This is a genomic window from Leptospira biflexa serovar Patoc strain 'Patoc 1 (Paris)' (genome assembly GCF_000017685.1).
Lineage (GTDB): Bacteria > Spirochaetota > Leptospiria > Leptospirales > Leptospiraceae > Leptospira_A > Leptospira_A biflexa.
Window position 1 is genome coordinate 19,850 of sequence record NC_010602.1, and the last position, 17,531, is coordinate 37,380.

Annotated in this window: 17 protein-coding genes; 10 read left to right on the plus strand and 7 right to left on the minus strand. The window is 37.7% G+C overall.

All coding sequences use genetic code 11. The features are described 5' to 3' along the window. Positions 1-10 precede the first annotated feature (10 nt). From LEPBI_RS00115 to hslO, 4 genes are read right to left on the minus strand one after another with little or no spacing between them, the layout of a single operon-like run. Complete coding sequence (locus LEPBI_RS00115; protein WP_012387058.1) at positions 11-2,203, minus strand: ribonuclease R family protein; 2,193 nt, start codon at positions 2,201-2,203, stop codon at positions 11-13. Positions 2,204-2,207: 4 nt separating this feature from the next. Further along, positions 2,208-2,891 carry a tRNA (adenosine(37)-N6)-threonylcarbamoyltransferase complex dimerization subunit type 1 TsaB gene (gene tsaB / locus LEPBI_RS00120; RefSeq protein ID WP_012476050.1) on the minus strand — a complete coding sequence of 228 codons (684 nt, stop codon included), beginning with the start codon at positions 2,889-2,891 and terminating at the stop codon, positions 2,208-2,210. Beyond that, positions 2,888-3,346 (minus strand): tRNA (adenosine(37)-N6)-threonylcarbamoyltransferase complex ATPase subunit type 1 TsaE, encoded by a 459-nt coding sequence (gene tsaE, locus LEPBI_RS00125; protein WP_012387060.1) that lies wholly within the window; start codon positions 3,344-3,346, stop codon positions 2,888-2,890. Before tsaE ends, tsaB begins: the two co-directional genes overlap by 4 nt. Further along, a complete protein-coding gene (gene hslO / locus LEPBI_RS00130) occupies positions 3,343-4,197 on the minus strand; it encodes an Hsp33 family molecular chaperone HslO (RefSeq protein WP_012387061.1) in 855 nt (284 codons plus the stop codon). Before hslO ends, tsaE begins: the two co-directional genes overlap by 4 nt. 75 nt (positions 4,198-4,272) lie before the next feature. Here hslO and LEPBI_RS00135 point away from each other — a divergent pair, with 75 nt between their 5' ends. From LEPBI_RS00135 to LEPBI_RS00160, 6 genes are all read left to right on the plus strand, one after another. Further along, the gene (locus LEPBI_RS00135) at positions 4,273-6,255 is read left to right on the plus strand and encodes a beta-galactosidase (RefSeq protein ID WP_012387062.1); all 1,983 of its coding nucleotides are present in this window, start codon (positions 4,273-4,275) and stop codon (positions 6,253-6,255) included. 21 nt (positions 6,256-6,276) lie between these two features. Then, positions 6,277-7,170 (plus strand): LIC_10030 family protein, encoded by an 894-nt coding sequence (locus LEPBI_RS00140; protein ID WP_012387063.1) that lies wholly within the window; start codon positions 6,277-6,279, stop codon positions 7,168-7,170. A 10-nt stretch (positions 7,171-7,180) separates the two neighbouring features. Next, the gene (locus LEPBI_RS00145; protein WP_012387064.1) at positions 7,181-8,023 is read left to right on the plus strand and encodes an inositol monophosphatase family protein; all 843 of its coding nucleotides are present in this window, start codon (positions 7,181-7,183) and stop codon (positions 8,021-8,023) included. A 106-nt stretch (positions 8,024-8,129) separates the two neighbouring features. Continuing rightward, a complete protein-coding gene (locus LEPBI_RS00150) occupies positions 8,130-8,702 on the plus strand; it encodes a superoxide dismutase (RefSeq protein WP_012387065.1) in 573 nt (190 codons plus the stop codon). A 112-nt stretch (positions 8,703-8,814) separates the two neighbouring features. Beyond that, positions 8,815-10,224 (plus strand): anthranilate synthase component I family protein, encoded by a 1,410-nt coding sequence (locus LEPBI_RS00155; protein ID WP_041769540.1) that lies wholly within the window; start codon positions 8,815-8,817, stop codon positions 10,222-10,224. 11 nt (positions 10,225-10,235) lie between these two features. After that, positions 10,236-10,841, plus strand: coding sequence for an anthranilate synthase component II (locus LEPBI_RS00160; protein WP_012387067.1), 606 nt, complete (start codon positions 10,236-10,238; stop codon positions 10,839-10,841). A gap of 45 nt (positions 10,842-10,886) precedes the next feature. Here LEPBI_RS00160 and LEPBI_RS00165 read toward each other — a convergent pair whose 3' ends face one another. Beyond that, positions 10,887-12,110, minus strand: a complete 1,224-nt coding sequence (locus tag LEPBI_RS00165; protein WP_012387068.1) for an LIC10025 family lipoprotein — start codon at positions 12,108-12,110, stop codon at positions 10,887-10,889. Further along, on the minus strand, positions 12,085-12,597 hold the full coding sequence (locus LEPBI_RS00170) for a TlpA family protein disulfide reductase (protein WP_012387069.1): 513 nt from the start codon (positions 12,595-12,597) through the stop codon (positions 12,085-12,087). The genes LEPBI_RS00165 and LEPBI_RS00170 overlap by 26 nt, the downstream gene beginning before the upstream one ends. On the opposite strand from LEPBI_RS00170, the gene LEPBI_RS00175 reads away from it, so the two are divergent. After that, the gene (locus LEPBI_RS00175; RefSeq protein WP_420804573.1) at positions 12,512-13,420 is read left to right on the plus strand and encodes an SHOCT domain-containing protein; all 909 of its coding nucleotides are present in this window, start codon (positions 12,512-12,514) and stop codon (positions 13,418-13,420) included. The genes LEPBI_RS00170 and LEPBI_RS00175 overlap by 86 nt on opposite strands. On the opposite strand, the gene cysE is transcribed toward LEPBI_RS00175, so the two are convergent. After that, complete coding sequence (gene cysE, locus LEPBI_RS00180; RefSeq protein ID WP_012387071.1) at positions 13,417-14,133, minus strand: serine O-acetyltransferase; 717 nt, start codon at positions 14,131-14,133, stop codon at positions 13,417-13,419. The genes LEPBI_RS00175 and cysE overlap by 4 nt on opposite strands. A gap of 279 nt (positions 14,134-14,412) precedes the next feature. On the opposite strand from cysE, the gene LEPBI_RS00185 reads away from it, so the two are divergent. The 3 genes from LEPBI_RS00185 to LEPBI_RS00195 all read left to right on the plus strand — a co-directional run bounded on the left by LEPBI_RS00185 (position 14,413) and on the right by LEPBI_RS00195 (position 17,526). Continuing rightward, positions 14,413-15,342, plus strand: a complete 930-nt coding sequence (locus LEPBI_RS00185) for a site-2 protease family protein (RefSeq protein WP_012387072.1) — start codon at positions 14,413-14,415, stop codon at positions 15,340-15,342. Then, positions 15,339-16,736, plus strand: coding sequence for an NHL repeat-containing protein (locus tag LEPBI_RS00190; protein WP_012387073.1), 1,398 nt, complete (start codon positions 15,339-15,341; stop codon positions 16,734-16,736). Before LEPBI_RS00185 ends, LEPBI_RS00190 begins: the two co-directional genes overlap by 4 nt. Before the next feature lie 100 nt (positions 16,737-16,836). Beyond that, positions 16,837-17,526 carry a hypothetical protein gene (locus LEPBI_RS00195; protein WP_012387074.1) on the plus strand — a complete coding sequence of 230 codons (690 nt, stop codon included), beginning with the start codon at positions 16,837-16,839 and terminating at the stop codon, positions 17,524-17,526. Positions 17,527-17,531 lie beyond the last annotated feature (5 nt).

Below are 17,531 nucleotides of genomic sequence, written 5' to 3' on the forward strand. Positions count from 1 at the left end.
ACGGAAATGCTTACTTCTTTTTGGTTGGTGTATCGTCTTTTTTGAAATCTTTTAGTTTTAAAAAGACTTTGATTTCTTCGAAATCGATTCGATCTAAACTCACTGTCACTGGATCTCCGATGAAAAAAATCTTGGAATACTTTTTGGAATAAAAAGAAAAATCATTTTTAATCATCACTTCAAACTCATCAGTAAACTCTGATTTATCAAGAACTCCTTCCAAATTGGAAATGTCTAATTCCACAAAAATTTGAGAAGGACGGATCCCTACGATAAAACCTTTAAATTCTTTGATTCCGGTTGATTCGAGATAACGAAATGATTTGATTTTGACAATGTCTCTTTCTGCGTCTGCCGCTCTTCTTTCTTCTTCTGAACAATGGAGGCCCATCACTGCAATTTCATTTTCTGAATATTCCTTATCAGTTTCTAACAAAGTTGCCTGAAGAACTCTGTGGACAATCAAATCAGGATAACGCCTGATAGGAGATGTAAAGTGGCAATAGTCTTTAAAACCAAGTCCCCAATGTCCGAGTGGATCGGCTCCATAATAAGCCTGCATAAAACTTCGTAGTAATAAATAATTGAATATTTTTCCAACAGAGTTGTCTTGGATTTCTTTCACGGCCTTCATGATTTCAGGATAACTTGTATCATGGATTTGAACATTGTACCCATTGAGTTGTAAGAAGTGATTGAGAGTTTCTAATTTTTCTTCATCCATAGGTTCATGGATTCGGTGGAGAGTTGGAATCTTTTTTTTGCGAAGGAATTCATCCACTTTCAAATTGGCAGACAACATCAATTCTTCGATCAAAATATGACTTGTTAGACGTTCACGATTTTCAATTCCAATTGGTTCTTTTCTTTCGTTCCAAGTGATCGTTGTTTCTCGTAAATTTAAGTCAATACGACCAGTTTTCATCCTATGTTTACGAAGAGCATCTGTGAAGAGCGAAACTTGGTACATCCAATTATTTGGATCCTGTGCCTTTATTTCCTCTTCGGCCATCTCATACGTGTAACGTTTTTTGACTTTGATGATGGATTTGTAAAACTTGGCATTGTAAATTTCACCTGATTTACTCGCTTCCATCTCCACTGTGAAAGCCAATCGATTTGTATTGGCGACAAGACTACATAGGTCTTCCGATAGTATGGGTGGAAGCATTGGAACGACACGATTGGCTAGATAAACTGATGTAGCCCTTTCATACGCTTCTTTATCTAAGGCAGATCCCTTTTCTACATAATAGGATACATCTGCAATGTGGATCCAAATCCTAAGCCGATTTCCTTCATCAACAAAACTGATAGCATCATCAAAATCTTTGGCTGTGATTCCATCGATTGTGACCGCATACAGATCACGTAGATCCGTTCTGCGATTCCAATCCGAAACTGTTTTTTCCGTAACTTCTTCTGGAAAATCCAATGGAATAAAATCGGGATGCACCGGATCATAATTGTATTTCATTAAGATCCGTTGTAAATCGCCATCTTCTTTTGTGTCTGATTCAAATCGTATGAAACTCACATCATAAAGATTGTCTTGTGGTTCGGCACCTTCTTTCAGTTTAACAATCAGTACATCATCAATGTTGATTGCATCGAAACTATCCTTGAGTATCGATTTAACATGTAGTACACCTTCTTTACCGTCACCTAACATATCTAAAAAATTCCCAAAAACAAATTTATTGGTTTTTTCTTTGACTCGCATTCGATATAAAATACGACCTCGTTTGAGAATCTTTGTGACTTCTGCCTCCAGCCGGTCTTTTTTACCAACACCGAGTGGGATCACTTCCACTTTATCACCAGAGATGGCGGTGTTTGTGAGTGGGCCTGGTACAAATATTTCGTTTTTGGATGGTAAGGAAATGAAACCATCACCTCTTCTTGAAATGGAGATCCTACCAGTGAGTCGAAATGGTTTAGCAACAGTTAGGTATTTTTTATTGGGAATGAGTAATCCTTCGACTTCCAGTAGGTTACAAAGTTGATCGATGAGAAATTCGATTTCCTTTCTTGGAACTTTCTCTTTTCGTTTGAAGGCTTTTACTTTTTTAGTTTTTGGGTCGGGTCGTTTGAATTCACTGGATTCAATGAATTTTTTTTTGATCTCTTGTCTTGTGATATCTTTACCTGACTTTTGGTCTAGATATTCGATGATTTTTCTTTGTATTTTATAGGTATCCATAAATTCATTTTTGATCTACGTAGGTCCCACGAATGTAATTGGGTAGGAGAGATAAATAGTCGTAATTCTTAAGATTTGTTTGTTTGATTTGTTCCAAACTATACTGCATTATAGACGATAAATTGAGGTTTGTCGCTTCTATTTTTACTGCCGAATTTGGATAAAAACTAGGAAAAATTCCTGTATAGTACCAATTGTTAGGTGTAATTTGTTCCTTCTCTAAAAATTGAATCATTTCAGAAGGAGTTTGGTCTTTTGTTTCGAGAAACGTGGTTCCATCAAAATATTTAGTATAGTATTTTCCTTGTTTGCCATCCAAACAGACAAGGGTGGTTTCCGTTGGGAGCAATTGGTTTTTTTGTTTTGATTCCATCCCAACTGCATACAATTCGCCACTATCAATCCCAACGACTGGAATTTCCCAAAGCTGGGCTAAATCTCTAGCAGTAGTCACTGTTATGCGAATCCCAGTAAAGGAACCAGGGCCATTGGGAACGATGATCAAATCTGGCTTCTTGAGATGACCTTGATTCAGTGCGACTTGAATCATCTCGACCAATCGAAAGGAAGCTTCTTTCGGTGTTGCTTCTATTTGTTTTGCCTTCAAATCCAAATTTGAATCACCATCAAGGTTACCAACAGCAACGTGGATCCAATCCTGAGTTGTATCAAAATAGAGTAAATTCAAGAGATTTCCCTTTCGGACCATTCGAGGGTGTATGTTCGATTTTCAAATGATTCTGATTCTATGGTAATTTGTATCCGATTCTCTTTCGGGAGAACTGTTTCAGCTTTTTGCCACCATTCGATGGCAGAGACACCATCCCGGCCCCAAATTTCTTCAAATCCTAAATTTTCCATTTCATCGATCGAATGGATCCTATACAAATCAAAATGATACAAACGCATCTTAGGCGAATCATAGATATTGTATAAAGAAAAAGTTGGTGAATTGATCAAACTATCTGTACCAAACCTAGAGAACCATTCACGAATGAAGGTAGTTTTTCCAGCTCCCATTTCTCCCGTGAAAAGTAAGATCGGAGATTTGGAGTGAGATAAAAAACTTTCTACAATTTTATCCAGGGTAGAAAAAACAGGTTCTAACTCAGTTTCTCTCAGGGAGAGAAAATTAGCCTTCATTGTTTAAAAAATTTCTCCACATCAAACGAATCAAATTGGTAAGCGGTTCTACAAAATTCACATGTGATCTCAATTTTACCCATTTCATCTATGATAGAATTTGCTTCTTGTTCGCCAAGAGATGCGATGATATCTGCTACCTTATGTCTAGAGCAATCACACAAAAATTCTGGTGATTCTTTGCTCAGCACTTCCAATGGAGATTCAATTTCTGATTCGAGTGTCTCCAACATCTTTTCAATTGTGAGTGTCCAAAAAGATTCTTTCAAAATGAGTGAATTGATTTTGGATCTTAAAAATAGAAAACTTTCTTCTGTGGCATCCGGTAATGCTTCGAAAAAGATTCCTTTTGCAGAAAAATCATTCCCAGGAAAATCAAACGGGATCACATCCATCCCCACGATTGCTTTGATTTGTTCAGATTCCGTCAGGTATTTGATAAAATTGGCTTCAAATGTATCTTCTATTAAATTGGTATAAGATTGGTAGGTATCGGATTCGTAATCCCAACGGATTACTTTCATGATCCCTTGCCCGAGGATAAATTCATTTCGAATGTCTCCTTCTTCATGGCTTGCGGAATAGGCGACCGATTTCATTTTACCATAACGATCACTATAAGCTAATGCTTGTTTATTGGATTCATCTTTCCATTGGATGCTGACTTTCTGTTGGTTCTTTGTCATTTCAGCAAGGAATAAGGCTCCCATCATTGTTTTTGATAAAAAAACAGACATTTCCTTATTTAGAGAATGAAGGAACATAGGTTCCTTTGCGGTTTCAGTCAGATTCACAATGGTAAATCGGTAGTGATGAGTGTTGGAGATTCCTAAAATAACTTGGTCAGACATTATTTGATTGAAAGAGGTGTTTTCTGATTCAGTCTGTGTCACAAGATAGATTCTGCAATCGCAAAAAGGAAAAATATGATCTTTGGAGCCTGTTATTACCCAGAACAATGGAACCCTAAGGACTGGGATGAAGACCTAAAAATGATGAAAGAGATGGGTCTTTCGTCTGTTCGCCTTGCAGAATTTGCATGGGGGATCATGGAACCCAAAGAAGGGAAATTTGATTTTTCTCTCTTCGATGCAATCTTAGAAAAAATTCAAAAGCAGGGGATGACTGCCATCCTCGGTACACCAACGGCCACATTTCCTCCTTGGTTGTACCAAAAATTTCCAGAAATTGTACAGATTTCCAAAGAAGGAATCATTCGTGGGATTGGAACAAGGCGACAAGCTTGTTTTTCCTCACCCGCATACAAAAAAGCTACCGAACGCATTGTGACAGCAATGGCAAAACACTTTGGGAACCACCCCGCGGTTGTAGGTTGGCAAATTGACAATGAACCAGGCCATGAAGGTTCCGATGTGGATTATTCCCCACTGGCTGAAAAAAATTTCCGAATATGGCTGAAGACAAAATATAAAACTCTCGATTCGCTTAACAAACGTTGGGGGAATGTCTTTTGGGGAGTGATCTATTCTGACTGGAATCAGATTCCCTTACCAGGTGCGCATGTGGCGAGTAATTTTAACCCAGCCATGATCCAGGACTATTATCGTTTCCAATCTGATGAGTTGGTTTCTTACATTCATTTCCAAGCAGAAATTTTACGAAAATATAGCAAAGGAAAACCACTCACGACCAATTTATACCCATCGCCATTTTTGCCTGTGACAGATATGTACGAAATGTTCAAAAAATTGGACTACGTATCTTGGGACAATTACCCTGTTTGGGGGAACCAACAAGAGCCTTACCCACATCCTCTTGTCACTGCCACGCAACAATACTCACGCGGTCTAAAAGACAAACCATATACAGTGATGGAACAATTCTCAGGTGTACAAGGGCATGATACATTAGGTTACCTTCCACCTCCTGGTCAAATTGGGCTTTGGTTGACACAAGCAATTGTGAATGGAGCCAACCAAATCTATTTTTTCCGTTACCGAACGGCTCGCTTTGGACAAGAACAACTTTGTTATGGAATTTTAGATCATGGCAAACGAAAGACATCCAAATACTTTGAATTGAAAAAAACCATCGAAGAAATCAAAGAATTTGCAGAAGACATCGCTGCTTCGCCTTACCCAGCGAAGGTTGCCATTTTACATGACATTGAAAATTCAAGAAACTACAAACACCAACCTTTGAGTGATGGACTGAAGTTTTCACCAGTTCCTTTTGCACAAGTGGGTTATGACATAGAACTTGCCACCTGGTTTGCTGGCACTAATGTACTGAATGTCAACACTCACTCTTTGCCAATCCAAAGAGAACAGGATTGGTCAAATTACAAAGTTCTCACTCTTCCTTTATACACGATGTTTGGTCCAGAGATTGTAGAAAAATTAAAGGCCTATGTACAAGAAGGGGGAACCTTGGTTCTAGGATACCGATCGGGAATCAAAGACAAAGACCATTGGATGGTGGAAGAACCAGTCCCTGGAGTGTTTTCAGAAATGGCAGGCGTGGAAGTATTTCAATTTGAAGCACCTGCGACAGATAAGGTGGGAATCAAAATGGGGATTTGGCCACTCAAAGGATCCAAATTTTGTGAAATCTTAGAACCAACCTCAGCCAAAGTGATCGCACGTTACCGTGATAAAAAGAAATTTTATTCAGGTAAACCTGCTATCACAGTGAATTCCTTTGGGAAAGGAAAAGTCTATTATGTAGGCACTTCTTTAACACCAGAAAGTTTTGTCCTCTTGTATCGAAAAATACTGAAAGGAGCCGGTATTCCTTTTGGTTTCCTTGGAGCTACGATCGAAAGGCATTTTCGAGAGGGGAAAAAATACAATTATGAAATCACGATGAACCATTCGAATCAATATAAATTGGCTGGTTTTTCGGTATTAAAGCCGTTTGGGTATCAAATCAAACGGATCCAGAAATAAGATCTCAATTGAAAATAATAAATGAAAATACAAGAATATAAATCCATCAATCGATTGTTAGGAGAGTTTTCGACAAAAAACAAAGTAGGAGAAATCTTTGTTGATAATCTACATTCTCCTTACATTCAATTTCCAGAACGATTTACAATCCATGGAACTTCAGTCACACAACCAGAGTTTGGTGACGTGAAAGACTTTGTCCAAACCGTTATCAAATTTTTACCAGAAGCAGTAGAAGGGACAGGTTTGTTACCAGAACCCAGACCAAAACGCGAAACGGGGAAACTATTTTTTGTTCGGCCGATGTTATTTGGACCCTACCGTTTTTTGTATGTGTTTTCAGTCGATATGTTGTATTTGGGTGGAGCCAAATCAGAAGAAATCAAACGAGCGGGGACTCAGAATATGACCCCAACCATTGTCACAGATCGTTTGTATTTCCAAGTAAAGGTGATTCCAATTCAATCGATCAAAGAAGACGGGGACCATGTGATTGATTTCGAAGCAAAACGATTCCAAGGGGGAGAGTTTCGAGTGGAATCGGAACGAGACGAAAACAAACCCATTCGAAAATTTTCGGAAATCTTCGATGAAATTGATTTTTCCGATACAGAAGCAAAAATCAGAGAAGAACTTGGTATCAACTCAGACATTTGGAAATTGGGTAGGATCTACAGTCCCATCGGAATCGATTATCTTTCTTTATCTCTGCGTTTTTTGAATCCAAGTCTGCCGAAAACGATCTATCATTTTAAGCAATTTTATCAAATCTTAGAAAATACAAACCAAACCATTCCAGAAGGAACGTTACAATCGTTTCATGAATATTTATCCACATTTGAAGTGGAGCGAACAGTTTCTAAGTCTGGTAATATTTTATGGAAAGTGCATCAAAAATCTACCGATAATGGATAAGTAAGTAAATATGGGTATCTCTTCACCAACCATCAATTTTCCCGTCGATGAAACCATCAAACGCATCGAATATGTAAAAGCCAATGCCATGGGTATCATCCATGAAGCAAAAAAAATCCAAAGAGAAGTTTCTGCCATTCGTTCAGATACGGATGCTGAGGAAAAAGAAAGGATCGATGCCGCCGACGGTAAGTTAGGTGACATTCTCATTCGTTTTTTACAAAAGTCTTTTCCAAAAGATGGAATTCTTTGTGAGGACAAACCAACCATTGATGGTGGTGAATTCAAATGGATACTGGATCCTGTAGATGGATCGATGAATTTTGTCCGGGGACTACCGCTCTATGCCATTTCTTTTGGATTGGAACATCGGGAAACACCCGTTGGTGGCGTGGTGATTGTCCCTCCTCAAGAATCGGTATATTCGGCTGTCATGGGAGAAGGGGCCTTTAAAAACGGGGAACCCATTGTCACCTCTCGGGTTTCTGAGCTGAACCGTGCCATTTTTTCACCAAACCTTCCTACAAAACGAGCGCATATGATCCAAGAAATCATGGCGGACTTATCTGGATTTTTAACCTATGCTCGCTCCTTTCGACGCACAGGTTCTTTTGTTTTGGATTCCTGTTTCATTGCGGAAGGTGTGATGGATGCCATTTGGGAAAAAACAGTGAAACATTGGGACGTTTCTGCCATTTCCGTGATTTTATCAGAGGCTGGTGGGAAATTGACTGACTTAAATGGAGTGCATTACTATACAGGACTTCCTGAGTTAGTAGCTTCCAATGGCGTATTACACTCGGAAATTTTAAAATTATTAAAGACAGTTCGTTCTACTGTCAGTCGAAATTGATAGAGGGAATGATTAGAATCATTCTACTTTTTTAGTTTACGATTTGCTTTTGTGAATGAGACTAGAGACAAAATACAAATACACTTGAATCCATCAGGAGACCACCATGGAACATAAACTCCCAGAACTTCCTTATGCAAAGGATGCACTCGCTCCCCATATATCTGCAGAAACATTAGAGTTTCACTATGGAAAACACCACCAAACTTACATTACTAACTTAAACAATCTCATCAAAGGGACTGAATTTGAAAGTGCATCTTTGGAAGACATCGTGAAAAAATCTTCTGGAGGTATTTTTAATAATGCCGCACAGGTTTGGAACCATACATTTTACTGGCACTCCCTTTCACCAAATGGCGGAGGAGCTCCAAAAGGTGCCGTTGCAGACCTCATCACAAAATCCTTCGGTTCTTTTGATGCATTCAAAGAAAAATTCACACAATCCGCTGTGACGAACTTTGGATCAGGTTGGACATGGCTTGTGAAAAAAGGAGACGGTTTGGAAATCGTCAATACCAGTAACGCGGGAAGCCCTCTAAAAGATGGAATGCAAGCGCTCCTTACGATTGATGTTTGGGAACATGCATACTACATTGATTTCCGAAATGCACGCCCTAAATATGTGGAAGCATTCTGGAATTTAGTGAATTGGGATTTCGCAAATAAAAATCTTTAAAATCGGATTCTAATCTGAAACCAGAAAAGGCAGGTTCCGGAATCCGGCGCCTGCCTTTTTTATTTCTAAAATAGATTCAAAATGAATCTTGGTAACAAACATTGAGTACACTATGAGCGAATCACTTCCGAAAATCTCCATTCCTAAAAAACCAAATTATACATCCTTAAGTTTGCCGGAAGGAATTGAGTTTTGGGAACTCTTTCGGGAGATAGAAGAGAAATATGAAAATTGTTTTCTCTTGGAATCAGCAGGCGACAACCAATATGACTCAAGATACTCTGTGATTGGATTTGATCCATCACACCTGATTACTGGTGAACCCGGAGTGTTGGAAATTGATGGAAAACTATATAAAGTCAAAAATCCATATTTTGCTCTTCGCGATATCACAGATTATAATTCGCTAAGCATTAGTTATGCGGGTGGGCTCGTTGGTTACTTGGGTTACCAAAGTATGCAGTTTTTTGAACCCAAATTACACTTAAAACCACATCCAGATTTCCCAGCAATGATCTTTGGAATGTACCTTGATGGACTCATATACGATAAATTTACAGGGGAACTCATTTACTTTGATAATGGAACCAATCGGATTGATGTTGTAAAATCGATCCTTACTTCCATTCAAAATCCAGTTTCTAAAAAACCGGAAGCCAGTGTGACCGTTTTACAAGAGGGACTTTCCAAAGATGTCCACAAACAAATGGTAGATGAAGCATTAGAAGAGGTGAAAGCTGGAAATACATTTCAATGCCAAATTGGTTTTGAAGAAACGTATTCAGTGGATGGGAATCCTCTTGCTATCTACGAAACCTTACGAGAAATCAATCCTTCACCTCATATGTACTATGTGAAATTCGGGAAACGTGTGATCCTAGGTGCCAGCCCAGAGCTTTTGTTTCGTTTGAGACAAGGGGAGATGGAATCATTTCCCCTGGCAGGAACCACAAAACGAGGAGTTGATGCTAAGGAAGATACGTTGCTTGCACGTAAACTTCTCACGGATCCAAAGGAAATCGCAGAACACAATATGCTCATCGATCTACATCGAAATGACATTGGCCGTGTGGCAAAATTTGGCACTGTCAAAGTGAGAAGGAGATTTGATATCAAACGGTTTTCGCATGTCCAACATATCTCAAGCGAAGTAGTGGGTATACTTTCTTCCAAAGAAGATATGTTTTCGGGACTTGCTTCTTCCTTCCCTGCTGGAACCTTGTCAGGCGCTCCCAAAATTGAATCGATGAAGATCATTGAACGTATTGAGAAGTCACCACGAGGGCCTTATGGTGGAGCTGTAGGAAGTTTTGGATTGAATGGAGATTGTACTTTTGCGATTCCCATTCGTAGTTTTTTTGTTCATAATGGAAAGGGATTTGTTCGAGCATCTGGTGGGATTGTGTATGATTCAAAACCTGACGACGAATACCAAGAAATCATCAATAAAATGGCTTCTGTGAGAAAGGCTTTGGACTTACACCAACTGCCTCAAGAAAAAAATACAAAGGCAAAAGGGTAAGTGGGTCAATCATGAAAGTTCTCATCTTAGATAATTACGATTCCTTCACTTATAATTTATACCAAATCGTGGGAGAAATTTTAGAAGAACAGGAAAAACTTTTTGAATTGGATGTAATCCGAAATGATGAAAAATCGTTCTCTGAAATAAAAGCAGCTAACTACGATAAGGTTATTATTTCTCCAGGTCCAGGCCACCCAGCAGATCCGACCTATTTTGGAGTGAGCGCTGATATCTTAAAAGGACTCGGAACTTTGACCCCAATCCTTGGAATTTGCTTAGGAATGCAAGGTATGGCGACTGTGTTTGGAGGAGAAGTGGTGCGTGCAAAAGTAGCCATGCATGGAAAACTTTCCCCAATTTCCCATGATGGGAAAGGCGTATTCTCTGGATTGACTCAAAATATTGAAATCATGCGTTACCATTCCCTCGTGGCAAAAGAAGAATCCTTACCAGATGAATTGGAAGTGACAGCACGGGTTTCTTCGGGAGAAGGAAAGGGAGAAATCATGGGACTACGCCACAAATCTTTGAAAATTGAAGGGGTGCAATTCCATCCTGAATCCTTTGGCTCAGAAGAAGGGAAGGAATTACTACGTAATTTTATCTATCGGTAAATAGATTACAAAATCAAATGATCGAAATTCTCGACTCAAACGCATCTATTTCAAGTCACCTAACATTGCTTCTTCCCAAGCCGCAAAAAAATCAAAGTCATTACTTGCTTTTTGGGAATCATCGTTTCCAAATAATGAGAATTTTTTCCGTTTGATTTCGTTGTAAGTGGTGATGGTATTTAACTGCCCTTGTTTGGTTTTTTCAAATTTTGCATGGAGTTGAGAACCCCCACGGCCTTGTGTGCCTTGGATGAGTAAGGTAAAAAATTCATCGAAGTATTCATCCATGTTCCCTGGGATCATAAAATTGACTAAACCTTGTGGGATCACATAAAAAAAGTTTCCGTTAATTTCTTTTTTCCCAATGCGTAAAAAATTTCCATGAAGAGTATCGGTATTCTTTTCAAAAATTGTTTTTAATCGGTATTCTAGATTCTCAATTTTTAACGTAATTCCAAAGGATCGGATTTCAATATCTCCTAAAAAATGAATCTCTTTTGGATTCAGAAAATAATCCTTAGGTGGGTTCACTGGAAAATGGAAAACTAATGTTTTGCCTTGGTTTGCGATCTTCAATCGGTGAGTGGGATTTGCCTTGTCCCAAATCATAATATTCAGTTTCGACTTTTCTAACCGAGAGCCTGTCCTTTGGTAAAATCCAGGGAATTTTGATTTCGTTGTGTCATTCAAAGTAAATTCAAGAGTATGCCATTCCGCCGTTTCTGTGATGTGGCAATACATGACTCCACATAAGAATTGAAGATTTTTGGATTTGGATTTTAGAGTTTGGTAGGCATTATGATCATTCACCACGATCGCAAATTCATTGAGCCATTTAAAAAAATCGCGAGGTTGGTAACCATTGAGTTTATGAATGATCTTTCGTTCGACTGCATATATTTCTTTTTCAACCCATAACTTGGGAGTGAAAGTCACATTGGCAGAATAATCGTAATTTTTGGATTCAAATTCATACCAACGCATACTCCAATTTTGGTTTTGATCCTTTCTACCAGTTAGGGTCACAATCGGAAAACCATCAGAATTCTTTAAGAGTTGGGATTCGTTTTCTTCTGATAAAGTACCTGCAAGAGCTGAAAAATGGATTTCATTTTTTGCAGTAGATTTGATGGATTTTTGTAAATGATCATACCCAGTCCAAAAGAGATATTGATCCGAGTTTTGATGCAGGCAGTTTTGAGAACTGATCCAGAGAAAAATAAGAATAATGAAAAAGCTAAGATTAAATTTCTTTTTTAAGGATTTCATAAACTTCTTGGATGAGTGTTTCCTCTATTTCTGATTTGTAAATAGAAGATAAAAGTTTTCCCGATTTATTATAAATTCGGATGTATACTTCCCCTCGTGTCAAACCATTCGTCAATTGGCCTTTCCGATCTAATAAAATTGTTTCATACTGTTTGTGTTTAGACTCTTCGATGTATTCTTCCACGATTTTGTTCGATTCTTTTAGATCCAAGTACATTAAAAAATTAACTTTGTTACTTTCTTTCCATAACAAATTTTGCATTTTCCAATAGAGTTTGCGGCCTTGTTTTCGGCAAATTTCCACATCGCGTAAAAAACACCCCATGAGTACAATCGGTTTTCCTTTGACAGATGTATCAGAATACGATTGCCCATATTGGTCCTTCATTTGAAATTGTGGTATGGAATCGGCATTGAGTGGGGCAAAAAAACTAACCAAAACAATTAGTAACCATCGTCTTTGCACAAAAAAAACATCGTTCATCATTTCATTAACGGCAAGTTCAAAAATAACTTTTGTTTTGTTTTTTCTTTTTTTAAATGTTACCTGTCGTCATTTCCAGCCAAAAATCAAATTGATCGATTCCACTGCATCCATTGCTTTTTTCGAAATTGAAGAAGAGGTTTGGAAAGAATTGTTTCCCAAAAAATTGCGTGATTTACCTCTCAGCTCCAATCATTTAGAGGAACTTCCAAAAATTTTAGCATCGGTTCAATACAAACGAGGGATACTAGCTTATGAAGATTGGGACCAATTGGTTCCGGAATCGTATCTATTCGAAATCCAAAAATTTGTGGATAAAATCAAAGAGGGAAAAGAGACAAAGGTTTTTCTTTGTAGTTTTAAGATTGATGATCTTTTGGCACCCAATGTCAAAATATTAAAAACAAGTTTTTATGTTATGGGAACAGAAAATGGAATTGTGATTTTATTCCAAGAAATTAATACCAATATAAGTTTTTCGACACAGTATACGTTCGAAGATTGGGTATTGTTCCAACCAGTTCCTATCAAACCTATTTATAAACCAGAACTGTGGATCAAAAACAAAAATTCTTTGAGTTTGTATCAAGATCTTTCGCTTAGTAAAAATTCTATCTATGGAAATATAATTGTATATTTAGATAATGAACTTTTAGCAAAACCAGCGATCTATCGTTATCCAAAAGAAGATGACACTCCGACCCAACAGGAGCAGTGGAAATCTGTACCGGACAAATTAAAAGCTCTTGAGGAAATGAGAAAAAATCAACTCATCACTGATGAAGAATACCAAAAGAAAAAAACAGAACTTCTGAAAGAATTTTAAATTCCATCACCATGGATGAATTCTTGCAAAAACAAATCGTCTTCCGGTGGATTCGAATTTGATTTTTCTAATAACTGCTGTTTTTCATAGAGTTTATTAATGAGTTGTTGCTGCGTTTCCACTTTTTCTAATAAAACAGAAAATACTTTTGCAATTGGATCGGGCATTTGGTTGTGATCTAACATTTGTTCCATACTGTCCGAAGTACCATCACCAGCTTTTACAACCTTTCCTGGAATTCCTACCACCGTACAACCAGCTGGAACATTTCGCATGACAACGGATCCTGCTCCCACTCGCACATGGTCTTCGACAGTGATGTTTCCTAAAATTTTAGCACCAGCTCCAATCACGACATTTTTCCCGATGGTAGGGTGGCGTTTCCCTGTCTCTTTTCCAGTTCCTCCTAAGGTGACTCCTTGGAAAATCAGAGATCCCGTTCCAATGATGGCTGTCTCACCGATGACTACACCAGCGCCATGGTCGATAAACACACCAGGAGCGATTTTGGCGCCTGGGTGGATGTCGATGCCTGTTAGGAACCGGCTGAAATAATTGAAGAGGCGCGGAATAATGGGCAACCGAAGTTTATAGAGAAGGTGGGCCAATTTATGAAGCCATAAAGCATGCAATCCTGGGTAACAAAGGATGATTTCCAAATAGGATTTTGCTGCCGGGTCAAATTTTTTAATGATTTTTATATTTTCGAACATCGATTTGTTGGGAAATGGGTCTACCCTTAGACAGTTCTTTCTTTCCTAAAAGAAAGTGGAACAATATTTTTATAAGAGCAACCTACCTACTTGTAGCTAGGAATCGGCTTTTGACAAAACCCAGTCATTTTGGGAAGAATCCTCCCCAAAAAAAATAGGAATGTCAATCATCACCCGAATTGTAGGTATAATTCTAAAAATCAGGAATGGGAATCTAATTGATTCTTTTGGAAATTTCTATTTTATGAATCATACAATCATTTTCTAGGTTGCCCAACTTTGGAATCCAATAAAAGCACTCACATACTATTATTTTTTCTCACCTTTCTTACTTTGACTTATTCCGATATTTTCTTAAATCCGGAAGTACCACAAACATTAGAGAATTATAAACTCTATTTTTTTGAAAACTGGCCCTATTCTGTTTCCTTACTTTTCATTTTATTAGCCCATGAAATGGGTCATTATTTGCCTGCCCGTTATTACGGAGTGAAAGCGAGTTTACCATACTTTATCCCACTTCCTTTTGGACCCATTGGAACAATGGGAGCTGTGATCAAAATCAAAGACCAAATTCCGAATAAAAAGGTGTTATTTGATATTGGTGTGGGTGGCCCTGCGGCAAGTTTATTTTTATCTCTGATAGTATGGACTATAGGTATCTCTATGTCGAAGGTGATGGAGATTCCACCCAATTTTGACAGGTCAGGGTATTTGTTCTTTGGAGATAGTGCATTTACCTATTTGTCCACGCAGTGGATTCTAGGACCCATCGATTTCGCAACAATGGATATCCATGCTCACCCATTGGCAAAAGCTGGTTGGGTAGGATTACTCATCACCGCCATCAATTTACTTCCTTTTGGTCAATTGGATGGTGGACATGTCATTTATTCAATGTTCGGTGAATCATATCGCAAATGGATTCATTTCTTATTTGGAATGTTTCTGCTTTTGGCATTGGTACATTTTACATGGTTGATTTGGGGGTTTCTCATTTATTACATCATTAAAGTAGAACATCCGTTCATTAAAGATGTAATGTTTGGAATTGGTAAAACCCGATTTGTGTTTGGTTTATTTATGTTAGTATCATTCCTAATTATTTTTGTTCCCAAACCGATCATACTCGGCTCTGAATTTGATAATCCTACTTTACTTGATGATCTATTTCGTCTGATAGTAAAGGTAGTAGGTATCAGCGAATGAAACGTTTTTGGATATTATTATTCATTTTAACTTTTCCCATATTAGCACAAGAAAGTAAGGAATACAAACTTTCGGATAAGGCATATGGTCTCGCATGGGATGGAGTCAATTTCTGGTACATTGATACAAATCGACGCGCCATTATCAAAATTAACGAAATTGGCGAACAAGAGATTTTTAATCTTGGATTGGCGAATCTAAGGGGAATTAGTTTTGATTCACGTGAAGGAAAAATTTTAGTCGTTGCTCCCAAACAAATTCTGAAGTTAGATCCAAACTCTGGCGGGATTACCGATAAAATTTCGATTCCATTAGCAAATGTGGCAGGGATCGCGAGTGTCGGAAATTATTATTATATTTTAGATTTGGATTCAGGAAAAGTGCAGATATATGATCAATCCACCTCACTTCTGATTGGTGGATTTTTTACAGACCGTACAAGACCTAGAGATATTTGTTATGGACGGGATTCCCTTTGGATTTCCGATTCAGCCGATAACAGTATCTATCGTTATGATACAAAAACAGGTAAAATCACAGGATCGATCAAAACAAATTTGCGATCGGTCAGAGGTGTGTTACTCAGTGGATCCAAACTTTGGGTGGTAGACAGAGAAAATAAAGAAATCAAAAACATACCCTTCATTGAAACCGAAAGGTTCATCGCATCGGGTGAAGAAGAATTTAACTTAGAAGTAACTCTTAAGTTTAAATTGGATTCTGTTTCTTTGTCCAAAGCTCAAATCGCCATTTTACACCCACCGTCAAACGAACAACAAAGGATTCGCGGAGTTAAATTTACAGACCAATCATACGCACCTACATTCATCCAACGGAATCGAGTGCACTTAAAAAAATTATCAATCGAAGATTTACCTGGTGAACAAGTTGTGAAGTATAAATTTTCTTCAAAAAATCAGTTCATCAAATACTATGTAACTGATGATTATTTGGATAAAGAGGCAACCTATCCTGGTGATGTGATTCCGTTTTATGAAAAACCTCAAGAAGATATCAAATTATCTACTAGAGATTATCTTGAATTGATTTACCAAGCACGACAAACAAGTATTAGTATCAATGATTTTAAAGAAAAGATGAAACAAAATGGAGTTCCTGTTCAATCCTTTCGTATGATTCGATTTGAAAAAGGAAAACCAAAATCCATTCAAGATTCATTATCAGTTTTTTTATTAGGATATGGTTGGATTCCGATCGGAGATTTAGGTTTAGGGAGTAATACTGACAAACGATATTTTGAAAAGAAAGAAACCGATTTGATTTTGTATCAAAGTTTGAATCTGAAAAATTCGATTTCACCTGTCTACTTTCGAAAAGATGCCAATTCAGAATGGGAGAACTTACCTGCAGAAATTACTTATAAAATTAAGTAACGTTCTTTTCAGTTTACTTTTTTCTTGTTCGTTACTCCAGACTCCATTCCCTTTTTTTTCAAAAGGGAATGATCAAACGAAGGAAAAAAAATTTAAGGAATTGGTTGAAACAACTTGGATCCAATTTCCAAAAATTGCATTGTATTGTGATAAACAAGTATCCTATCATAAAATATTTTGTAAAATTCAAACTGTCGTTAGCTTACACAAACTTTCTGAATACTTGGGAATTCAGATTTTTTTATCGGGTCCACATTCCAAATACTATTTGGAATCAAATGACCTTTTGGACTTCGGACATTACAATCCTGAATTTCCGCAAAAACTTAGGGAATTTTTATTACCTGCTAAACACCATCCTAAACTATTACAGCTGACAAAACCCATATATAATGAGTGGTTACGACAAACCGCTAGGGATTTTTTTATCATCTATCAGAAACTAGATTCCAATCCAAAGTTTTTTAGGAAAGAAGCGGATCGTTATCTTCTGTTAGTGGAAGAATCTCGATTGGATCCTTATTACTTCGATCGATTCATACTTTTTTTATACCCAGCTTATACTGATAATGAAGATCCTGAAGAAGCTGCAAAGTTTTCGATGATTCCCGGAGATGAATCGATGGATGCACAAATTGTAAAGGAACTCGTAGGATTTTGGATACGTAGAAAAGCAGATGGAACTGATACTGAGTTTATCTTAGGACTTGTGGAATTACTTTCACTTTATGATCCAGAATTTTATGAATTCCGGATCAATTCTAGCCAAAGCCAAAGCCAAAGTAAGTAAGGTTT